Annotated in this window: 7 protein-coding genes; 3 read left to right on the forward strand and 4 right to left on the reverse strand. The window is 60.8% G+C overall.

Annotated features, from left to right (window positions below; genetic code table 11):
- From ACE3OH_RS13425 to ACE3OH_RS13435, 3 genes are all read left to right on the forward strand, one after another.
- Positions 1–470, forward strand: a 470-nt coding sequence (locus tag ACE3OH_RS13425; protein WP_374353575.1) for an aminopeptidase N C-terminal domain-containing protein, incomplete at its 5' end; no start/stop codon positions are given.
- 246 nt (positions 471–716) lie between these two features.
- Entirely contained in the window at positions 717–1151 is a 435-nt protein-coding gene (locus ACE3OH_RS13430; protein ID WP_374353578.1) for a response regulator, read from the forward strand.
- 7 nt (positions 1152–1158) lie between these two features.
- On the forward strand, positions 1159–3288 hold the full coding sequence (locus ACE3OH_RS13435; protein ID WP_374353581.1) for a putative bifunctional diguanylate cyclase/phosphodiesterase: 2130 nt from the start codon (positions 1159–1161) through the stop codon (positions 3286–3288).
- A 31-nt stretch (positions 3289–3319) separates the two neighbouring features.
- Here ACE3OH_RS13435 and ACE3OH_RS13440 read toward each other — a convergent pair whose 3' ends face one another.
- The 4 genes from ACE3OH_RS13440 to ACE3OH_RS13455 form a co-directional block, all read right to left on the reverse strand.
- On the reverse strand, positions 3320–4429 hold the full coding sequence (locus ACE3OH_RS13440; protein ID WP_374353584.1) for a bifunctional nicotinamide-nucleotide adenylyltransferase/Nudix hydroxylase: 1110 nt from the start codon (positions 4427–4429) through the stop codon (positions 3320–3322).
- A 302-nt stretch (positions 4430–4731) separates the two neighbouring features.
- Entirely contained in the window at positions 4732–8853 is a 4122-nt protein-coding gene (locus tag ACE3OH_RS13445; RefSeq protein WP_374353587.1) for a response regulator, read from the reverse strand.
- Between the two features lie 224 nt (positions 8854–9077).
- On the reverse strand, positions 9078–10031 hold the full coding sequence (gene nadA / locus ACE3OH_RS13450; RefSeq protein ID WP_374353590.1) for a quinolinate synthase NadA: 954 nt from the start codon (positions 10029–10031) through the stop codon (positions 9078–9080).
- Between the two features lie 243 nt (positions 10032–10274).
- The gene (locus ACE3OH_RS13455; RefSeq protein ID WP_374353597.1) at positions 10275–10526 is read right to left on the reverse strand and encodes an ACT domain-containing protein; all 252 of its coding nucleotides are present in this window, start codon (positions 10524–10526) and stop codon (positions 10275–10277) included.
- Positions 10527–11040: the final 514 nt, after the last annotated feature.

Raw genomic sequence — 11040 nt, forward strand, 5'->3', positions numbered from 1 at the left:
CTCAGGCCGCCCTCGCCTGCCTGGTCGACTCGGTACATGGCGACGCCGCACTGGAAGGCTTTGCAGCCAAGTGGCAGGGCGAAGCACTGGTGATGGACAAATGGCTAGCCCTGCAGGCCGGCTCGCAACGGCTCGGCACACCGGCTCGCATCCAGCAGCTGATGGCCCACCCCTGCTTCGCCATTACCAACCCTAACAAGGTGCGCTCCCTGGTCGGCACCTTCTTGCATACCAATCTGGCCGGCTTTCACCAGGCCGACGGCAGTGGCTATGCCTTTGCCGCCGACACGATCCTGGCCGTGGATCGCCTCAACCCGCAGACCGCAGCGCGGCTGGCTGGCGCGTTCAACCGCTGGAAGAAGCTGGAACCGGCACGCCGGCAGCTGATGCACAATGCACTGGAGCGCATTGCAGCTGCGCCGAATCTGTCGCGCGATGTGTATGAAATCATCGCGAAAAACCTGCGCTGAATAAGTACCGAATGCATTGAATCATCAAGCAGCATGGCCTCCGTGGCGGCGGAGGCCATGTTTTTTGTGCATGGGCTGATTTGAGTCGCGCATGCTTCTCAGCTGCGGCAAGCTTGAGCAGTCGCAAAAGCCGCACAGGCAGCCTGTGCTGGCGGTCTATTGTGGCGGTCCGCCTTGCCCTGCAGAGTGGCGATAGGCTAATGTTGCAAGGACCTCCAATCGTCTCTCAACTCAAGAAGAGTGGCCATGCACCCTCCCATACTGCTGGTGGAAGACAATCCCGACGATGAAGCCCTGACCATCCGGGCCTTCGGCAAGAACAGCATCCAGAATCCGATTGTGGTGGCACGCGATGGCCAGGAGGCGCTGGACTACCTCTACGGCACCGGCCAGTACGGCAATCGCGATATGAGCGAGCACCCGGTGCTTATCCTGCTCGACATCAAACTCCCCAAGCTCAATGGCATCGAGGTACTGCGGCAAATCCGCAGCCATGAACAAACCCGCCTGATCCCGGTCGTGGTGCTGACTACTTCCAAGGAAGAGGACGACCTGGTCAAGAGCTACAGCCTTGGAGCCAATAGCTATATCCGCAAGCCAGTCGACTTCATGCAATTCATGGAAGTGGTGAAACAGGTCGGCATTTACTGGTTGATGCTGAACGAACCCGTGCAGTCCTGATATTGCGATGAGCGAAACCGGGCCGATCACTGCCGAATCCCTACGCGTCCTGGTGGTAGACGATTCCGAAGATGATGCGCTATTGAACGTGCTCGCCCTGCGCCGTCAGGGCTATCAGGTCGACTATCAACGCGTCGACTTGCCCGAGACCATGCGCGAGGCACTGGCGGATGATCGCTGGGATCTGGTGCTGTCTGATTACTCCATGCCGCAGTTCTCGGCGCATGAAGCGCTCAAGGTATTCCAGGAGCGCAATCTGGTCATACCCTTTATCGTCGTCACCGGCACCATCGGCGAAGAGTCCGCCGTCGCCATGATGAAGGCGGGCGTCAATGATTTTGTTCTGAAAACCCATCTGAAACGGCTCGCCAGTGTGGTGGAGCGCGAGCTGCGCGAAACCAGCAATCGGCGCGCCAAGCGCAATGCCGAGCTGGCCCTGCGCGAAAGTCAGGAGCGCTACGAGCTGGCGCTGCGCGGCGCCAACGATGGCGTGTGGGACTGGAATATCCGCGAGGATCACATCTATTTTTCGCCGCGCTGGAAAGGCATGCTGGGCTTTGGCGAAGAGGAAATGAACGACCCGCTGCCGGAAATCTGGCTCAGCATGGCGCACCCGGACGAATACGAAGCCCTGCGCGCCAAGCTGTCGCAGCATCTGCGCCACGAATCCCCCCACTTTGAAGCCGAACATCGCCTGCGCCACAAGGATGGCAGCTGGCGCTGGGTATTGACCCGCGGCATGGCCCTGTTCGACTCCGCCACCGGCCTTGCCTACCGGATGGCCGGTTCGCTCACCGATATCACCGAGCGCAAGCGCGCCGAAGAGCAGATGCTGTATGACGCACTGCATGACAGCCTTACCGGTCTTGCCAATCGCGCCATGTTTACCGACTTCCTCGGCTTTGCCCTGGGCCATGCCGGGCGCGATGGCGGCTATCTGTGCGCAGTGCTCTGCCTGAATCTGGAACGGTTTCGCTATATCAACGACAGCTTCGGCCACGCCACTGGCGATCGCATCTTGCGCGTCACCGCAGAGCGGCTCACCCAGGTGCAGCGTGCCGGCGATGTGGTAGCCCGCTTTGGCGGCGATGAATTCGCCATCCTGCTCGATGACATCAGCGCGCCCGAGCAAGCCATCGCATTCACCGAAATGGTGCTGGTGGAACTGGCCAAGCCGATCGATATCGAGGGACATGAAGTCTATCCCGGCGCCCGGGTCGGCATTGCCCTGTCATCGGGCCGCTATAGCCATCCGGAAGAAATGATCCGCGATGCCGATACCGCCATGCACCGGGCCAAGCAACGCGGGCGAGCACGTTACGAGATTTTCGACCGTGCCATGCAGGGCACCATGTTGCGTGCCCTGAAAATGGAACAGGAAATGCGCCGCGCGCTGGAAGCGCGCGAATTCATTCCGTTTTACCAGCCGATTGTCGACCTCGGTACCGGCCATATCGCCGCCTTCGAGGCCCTGGTGCGCTGGCGTAAAGGCGATGGCAGCCTGGTCAGCCCGGCCGAATTCATTCCACTGGCCGAAGAAATCAGCCTGATCAATGGCATAGGCCGCCTGATGCTTGAAGAGTCGGCCAAGCAGATCGCCGCCTGGCAGCAGCTGTTTCCCGAGACCTTTTTGCGCGTCAGCGTCAATTTGTCAGGCAAGCAGTTCAATCAGCCCGACCTGATCGAGCAGATCGACCGTGCGGTCGCCAATGCCGGCATCGACCCGAGCCGGCTGGAAATGGAGATCACCGAGAGCATCCTGATGGACAATACCGAGGCCACCGTCGGCATGCTGGAGGCGATCCGTGCACGCGGCATGCCCATCCTGATGGACGATTTCGGCACCGGCTATTCATCGCTGAGCTATCTGCACCGCTTCCCGTCCGACGTACTGAAAATCGACGGCTCCTTTGTGCGGCGCATCGTCGAAGATCGCGGCAGCCGCGAGATCGTGCGCGCCATTGCCCTGCTGGCACGCAACTTGGGCATGAGCGTGGTGGCCGAAGGCGTGGAAACGGCCGAGCAGTTGCAGGCGCTGCGTGATATGGCCTGCGACTTCGCCCAGGGCTACTACTTCGCCAAGCCACTGCCGGCCGAGGTGGCGACCAAGCTGATCAGCGAGAAGCCCTGCTGGTAGGCCGCGCGGCACGCTTCCCGGCAGCGATGGTTCAAACCTGGCCGAGGAACCAGTTCACGATATAGAAATGGTCCTCGAACAACTGCTCTTCCATGCGGTTGAATTCAAACAGCGGCACCCACTTGGCGCGATCGGCATCATCGTCGCCACGTACCTTGGGCAGGCCATCGCTGGTCGGCGCCAGTTCGATCAGAAACGCATGGGTAATGGTGCGACCACGCAAGGAGCGCTGTGGATGGTCGAACACGCGACTGGCGCGCATGGAACCGGCCAGCACCGGCGCCGGTACTTTCAGCCGGGTTTCTTCCTTCAGTTCGCGTATCACCGCATCGCGTATGCGCTCATCAGGGTTTACAAAGCCGCCCGGTAGCGACCAAAGGCCCTTGCCGGGCTGGGAGCGGCGACGCACCAGCAGCACATGGCCGGAATGAATCACCACCGCATCCACCGTGACAAAGGTGGGTGGATACGGCGCCGCCGCCCAGCTTTGCCGGTAGCGCTTCACAAACAGATATTCATCCTGCAGCTTGGCAAAGATCGCACCAGCGCGAAATGCCAACAGCCAGTCAAACACCGGCGCCGGCAGCAAGGCCGCACAAGCGGGCCAATCGCCGTCACGATCCGGATCGAAAAACGCATGGCGGATGCGCGAGGCGTGCACATCGGGCAGTTCCGGTGCTTCGATGCGCGACCATTGTGGAAACAGTTCCAGATACTCGGCATTGCCGCGCCGTGCGCCGCCGATCGCCAGCGCGCCATCGGCGTGGCGCGCGCCACGCGGCGGGCCGACGATGCCGATGCGGAACTGCGCCTGCCGGCTGCCGACATCGGAGTTATCCACCGCAATCACCCTATCCACCAGATTCTGTACCTCGGTCAGCCATTGCTGATCGTTGTACATGCGGTCGGAAATCCCCACCACGAACACCCGCGATTGCTCGGCCTCGCTCAGCGCCAGCCGGATCATCTGCTCGCGGTCCTCCACCGTGAATGGATGCATGGGATTGCGTGCCTGCCGCGCCGAACCGCACAGCACGATCACCTTGTCGGCACGCTGCAAGGCATGCTGCAGGGTCCACAGATGGCCATTGTGAAAAGGCTGGAAACGACCGATGAAGATCAGGTAATCAAATTCACGCATAGGCTTGAAAAAACAGGTAACAGGAAGGCTGCGCGCCGACAGGGCTCAAGTCCGACCATAATTGGGCGCGCCAGCCGCGAGTATGCCTTGCGCGAACGCCGCTTGCCGAAAATGCTGTTACGCATTGCAAGCAGCTGCCTTGAATCAGCATTACGCCGAGCTGGCTGCAACCGGTCGATGGCACGGGCCCGGCACCGGCCTTCCCCATTGCCCGTCTCCACATCTGACTGCGCTTGCCGGCTCATCCATATCGAGGATTGGTCCACGCCAGTTCCTGCATTGCTGCGCATCAACGCTGGCAATCACACTGCATCGGGCCGATGGGACTGGAGCAATTCAAGCGCCAGGGCAAAGTCGTATTGCTCGATGGCCCGCGCCAGCCGCGCATAAACCTCGCCCGGCAGCTGCTTGCAGAACAAGTCTTGCTGCGCGGCAAAGTAATCGGCAGCCTCGCCATCGCAATCGTGCAGATAGCTCGACAACTGCTGCACGGCGGCATGCCAGGCAGCGGGGTCTTGCGCATGCGGACCACAATTGTGGGCAAGCGGCAGCGGATTACTCGCCACGGCGCGCACAAGCGCATCGACGCTACCGATCAAGGCCGCATACGCCTCGCCGCGCAGTACGCCTGCCGCGCAGCGATGCTCGGCCTCGCTTGCCGACTGGTAAACCTGATCGGCGCCCAGGGTGCCTGCGACGCCCTTGAGCGTATGCAAAAACGCCGCCATGGCCTGGCGATCGCCTTGCTCTGCATATTGCTGCAGCGATGCAGGCGCATCGGCATAGCGTTCGGCAAAGCGGCGCAGCAGGCTGTGATAGCGCTCGGAATTGCCGCCAGTGCGGCGTAAACCCTCGGCGGTATCGAGCCCCGCACACAGCGGCATGGCAGCACCCGCTTGTGACGCCTGCGGCAGGCTGGCCGGCCCGGCAGGGTGAGGCCTGGTGTACCAGCGGGCCAGGGTGCCGATAAACGCATCCGGATCGATGGGCTTGGTGACATGGTCATTCATGCCTGCCTCGATGCAGCGCTGACGCTCTTCCTGCATGGCATGGGCGGTCATGGCAATAATGGGCAGGGTGTCCCAGCGCTGATCGACGCGCAGCCTGCGGCTTGCCTCCAGCCCATCCATGATGGGCATCTGCATATCCATCAGTACGGCATCAAACTGCCCGGCCTCAGCCGCATTCAGCTTGGCCAGCGCTTCCTGGCCATTGTTGGCGAGTACCACACTGGCGCCGGCATCGCGCAGCAGCTCCTCGGCAATCTGTTGGTTGATCTCGTTATCTTCGGCCAGCAATACGCGCATACCGGCCAACGCTTGCGCACCTTGCCCACTCGCACTCGCAGCCTTGGCCACCGGCATACCGGCCAGGCCCACCAGGGCATCGACCAGCATCGACTGCGTCACCGGCTTGGCGAGGAAGGCGTCCGGGTTTACATCGCGCAAATCGGCACGCAATTCATCCTGCCCGAAGGCACTGACCATGACCAAGGGTGGCAGTGCCTCTCCCATGGACTGCCGCAGCCGCTGCACCAGCTCGGCGCCGTTCATGGCCGGCATGTGCCAGTCGATCAGCAGCAACCGGTAGTCGCGCTGCTTGACCGCTGCCAAGGCGTCCATACCCGAGCCGACACTGTCTGCCTCGATGCCGATCACCGTCAGCATGCCCTTGAGCACTTCGCGTGCGGCGGCATGGTCATCGACCACCAGGGCGCGCACCGACTTCCAGTCGGCCGGCAAGCGCGCCTGCGCTGGCAGGGCATCCGCCACGCCGAACTCGGCGGTGAAGCGAAATTCCGATCCACGCCCTGCTTCGCTTGCGACAGTCATTTCACCGTGCATTGCCTCGACGATGCGCTTGCTGATGGTCAGACCCAGGCCCGTTCCGCCATATTTGCGGGTGGTCGAGCCATCGGCCTGGGTGAAGGGCTGGAACAGCCTGGCTCGCTGCGCCTCGGTCATACCGATGCCGCTATCGCGCACGCGAAATTGCAAGGTCACCCTGTCGCCCTGCCTCGCCAGTACGCTCACCGCGACGTCGATCTCGCCGCGCTCGGTGAACTTCACCGCATTGTTGACCAGGTTGATAAGCACCTGCCCAAGCCGCAGCGGATCGCCAAGCAGGGACGGTGGTACATCGGGTGCGGCATGCAGCAGGTATTCCAGCCCCTTGTCCTGCGCCCGTCCGACCGTGACAGTCGACACCTTGGCAAACACCTCATCGAGCTGGAAAGCCACATTCTCCAGCTCCATCTTGCCGGCCTCGACTTTGGAGAAGTCGAGTATGTCATTGATGATGCGCAGCAAGGAGGTGGCCGCGCCATGCACCTTGTCGATATAGTCGCGCTGCTTTTGATCGAGCCCGGTTTTCAGCGCCAGATAGGACATGCCGATGATGGCATTCATCGGCGTGCGGATTTCGTGGCTCATATTGGCGAGGAATTCGCCCTTGGCCCGAGTCGCAGCTTCGGCGCGCTCTTTGGCCAGCCACAGCTCGTCTTCGGCCAGATCGCGGCTCTCGTTCAACAGTACGATCCACCAGGTGGCGATGCTGGACAGCACGGCCAGACCGAAAAACACCCGCAACACGTAGGCATGCAGCAAGGCCTGCGCCGGCTCCCCCGCCAACTTGCCAGCAGCCGGCAGGGTGACCCATAGCGCAGCAGCCGTAAGCAACAGCATGACGGTCCAGATCATGACAAATGCGGACACCCGGAGCACGGTGCGTCGCCCGACCTCGCGCCGGAGCAGGAAGGCCAGCAAGGCACCGACAGCATCCTGGTAACGGCTGCGCAGTGATCGCTGTTGCGGCTTGCACTGATCCTTGCAGTTGTGCTCCAGCGTGCAGCACAGCGAGCAGATGGTGGCTTGGTGAAACGGGCACCAGGTCGAATCGTGCTCGACATAGTGCTGGCTGCACACACCGCACTCCACCGGGGTTTGCGAATGCAGGCGATAGAAAGCCGGCCGGGCGATGTAATACTTGCCCTTGGTATACCAGGCGATCATGGGGGACAGCACAAAGGCAATCAGTGCGGCCACCAGCCAGGAGTAGGCCTGGGCATAGCTGCCCAATACGCCACTGAAAGCGACCACCGAGGCGATCGAGGCAAGGCTCATGCTCAGCACGCCGACCGGATTGAAGTTATACAGGTGCGCCCGCTTGAATTCGACGATGGGCGGACTGAGCCCCAAGGGTTTGTTTACCGCCAGATCAGCCACTACGGCACAGATCCAGGCCACGGCGATATTGGAGTACAGGCCCAGTACATTGTTGACGGCTTCGAACAGGTCCAGCTCCATCAGCAATAAGGCGATGATGCTGTTGAACACCAGCCAGACCACCCGCCCCGGATGCGAATGGGTTACCCGCGAGAAAAAATTCGACCAGGACAGCGAGCCGGAATAGGCATTGGTGATATTGACCTTCATTTCCGACACCACCACGAACAGGGTGGTGAGCAGCAAGGCCGTACCCGGATGAGCCACTACATAGCCATAGGCAGTATTGAAGATCTGCACCGGCTCTTTGGCATCGGCCACCGCCATGCCGCCCATGACCGCCAGCGCTGCCAGCATGGCACCGCCCAGTTGTTTGAGGTAGGCAATCGCGATCCAGCCGGGACCACCGCTCAGCATATTGAACCACCAGCTCATCCGGTTTTCGCGGGTGCTCTGCGGCATGAAGCGCAAGTAGTCGACCTGCTCGCCGATCTGGGCAATCAATGAAAAAGCGATTCCGGCGGCAATGCCGAAGTGATACCAATCAAATCCGCCATGGCCGGAAACCTGGCCCTTGACGCCGGACATGGCCGACAGGGCGGCAGGCTCCTTCAGCAATACCGCCAGAAACGGCATAGCCAACAGCACCAGCCACAGCGGCTGTGTCCAGCGGTGGAAGCGATTGATGGCGGTGACGCCATAGAACACGATGGGTACCACCACCACCGCGCAGATGATGTAGGCCAGCCACAGCGGCATGCCAAAATACAGCTTGAGCGCCTGCGCCATGATGGCCGATTCGAACGCCAGAAAGATAAAGCAGAACGAGGCGTAGATCAGCGAGGTGAAGGTGGAGCCCACATAACCGAAGCCGGCCGCACGGGTCAGCAAATCCATATCGATGTTATGGCGGGTCGCGTACTGGCAGATGGGCAGGCTGACGGCAAACAGCACGATGGCGGTAAACAGCAGCGCCCACATGGCATTACCAAAACCGAAGTCCAGCAGCAGCAAGGCGCCGATGGCTTCATAGGACAGTGCCGAATTGGTGCCGACCATGGTCATGCCCAGCGTGGCCGGCGACCATTTGCGAAAACTCTGTGGCGAGTAGCGCAAGGCATAGTCTTCGATCGACTCGTTCGCCACCCACTGGTTGTATTGACGCCGGTTCTTCTCGACGCCTAGCGATTGCATGGTCATCCTGGCTCGCCTGCGCAACAAGCGCGCCCTGGGCAAGATGCCACGGCGTCGCCCGAAAAATCACGATGGCTTGATTCTAGACAGCCGCGCAAGCAATTGCGGCCGTAGATGCCGGGCCAACAGGATGAATGCCGGTACGATGCAACCCTGTCGCCGGCGGGCGGATCCTTGGCTGTAACGGCAAAAGAAAAAGGGCAGTGAAGCCTGCCCTTTTGTCATCGACCTTATGCCGGCACCGCCACCGGCTGCGGTGCAGAAGCTTGCCGCATCTGCGCTTCACTGAAGGCCAGCATGCGCTCGATCGGCAGGCGGGCGGCAGACATCTGCTCGGCGCTGAGATAATCAATACGCGTCCCCTCGCCCGCTTGCGCGCGCTTGACCATGTCGATGGTGTTCATCCGCATATAGGGGCACTGGTTGCACTGGCAACCGGCATAGATGGGGGCCTGCACAATCTTCAAGTCAGGCCGGGCGAGGCCCATGTTGTAAAGAATGCCCTCTTCGGTCGCAACGAAAATGGTCGCATCGGGTTCGCCATTGAAAGCCTTCACCCAGTTGAGCATGCCACTGGTGGAGCCGACATAGTCGGCGCGTTTCAGTACCGGCAGCGGGCTTTCCGGATGGGCGATCAGGTATTTCGGCCCTTCCACGGCTGCCATCCCGGCGTTCAGGGCAGTCTCGTTGAACTTGTCGTGCACCTCGCACACCGCCGACCACAGCGGCATATCGTAGCCATATTGGTAGTTCAGGTAGGCGCCCATATTACGGTCAGGCGAGAAGATCACCTTTTTACCCTCGGCATACAGGTGGGCAATGATGTCGTCGACATTGCGGCTGGTCACGATCCAGTCGCTCAAGGCCTTATGCTCGGCCGAGCTGTTGATGTAGGACACATGCACATGATCAGCATGCTTTTCACGCCAGGCCTTCAGGCGCTTGACATCGGTCTGGGTGACCAGCGAGCAGGTGGAATTGGCATCAGGCAGGATCACCTCGGCCTGTGGATTCAGGATCTTGGCGGTTTCGGCCATGAAACGCACACCGGCAAACACGATAATATCGGCCTGGGCATCGCGGGCAAACAGCGAGAGTTCGAGGGAGTCGCCGACTTTGTCGGCCATTTGCTGAATTTCTGGCGCGGTGTAGTAATGCGCCAGCGTAATGACACGCTTGGACATGAAAATTCCTTCCATGTAGGCACCGTCTCTCCGACGGCAAACTGGGCCCGTTTTACGGGCGGTACGCTTGTTTGCTGCCTGCGGAATCCCCGCAGTACCACTGCAGCCTTGTCACCATATCAAAAAACTGCCGCCCGGGCTAGGCAGCAGGCATGACTGATGCCGGACAAGTGCTTGTTCGACATCAGGAATCCGGCCGGGCATGCAGCACAAGCACCCGGCCGGACCCGCTTCGCCCACGTTTCAATGCGCGACCGACACCGCTTCGCCGCGCATGCTCAGCGAGCGCACTTCGCTGAGCTTGGCCAGTTGCGCCACCAGAGAGAACGCCAGCCGATCGCTTTCCACCTCCATGCATACCTGCAAGCAGGACTGGTCGTCCGGCAAATGCGCGTCGAAACGCTTCACCGCATAGCCGCGATGGCGGACCACCCGCAACAGGCGCTCCAGCGCGCCGACCTGGTTTTCGAGACTGAGAGTGAGTTGCTTGCGCATGATGGTTTCCTGAGTGAAGGATGTCTGAAGCCAAAAACACAAAGCCCCCGGTCTCTCGACTCGGGGGCTTTGTAAGGATCTTTGCAGTGGGCTATCTAGTTCTAACCCTGCCGCGCAGCCAACATCGCGCCCCGAGACGGTTTCATCTCGGTGCGTTTGGTAATGGTAGTCAGGGCAATGTGGCGGAGCATGGATGTGTTGCAATGCAATAAATTTTGCGACAGGCACTAATGTAACTGCTGCACTCCCGCCTTGGCAAGCAAGACCGACAGGCCATCGCAATCGGCTCGGGCTATCTCGTTTGCCGGGCAGGTAGCCGCGGTCAGACGCATGCTGCAGCTTCAAAGCAAGATGCCAGCGAGATCGCAAGCATTCGATCGCTCAACCATAGAAAGGCCAGCTAACGGCGGACCGAAGCTGGAGTAACTCTTCCGGTTGCACGATGCACGCCAAGGCTGGGCAGGCACCCGGGCTGTTGCTTGTCAACCTGCCGGAAGCGTCAGGCTGATGCTGG

The sequence above is a fragment of the Chitinimonas sp. genome (assembly GCF_041904975.1).
Taxonomy (GTDB): domain Bacteria; phylum Pseudomonadota; class Gammaproteobacteria; order Burkholderiales; family Chitinimonadaceae; genus Chitinimonas.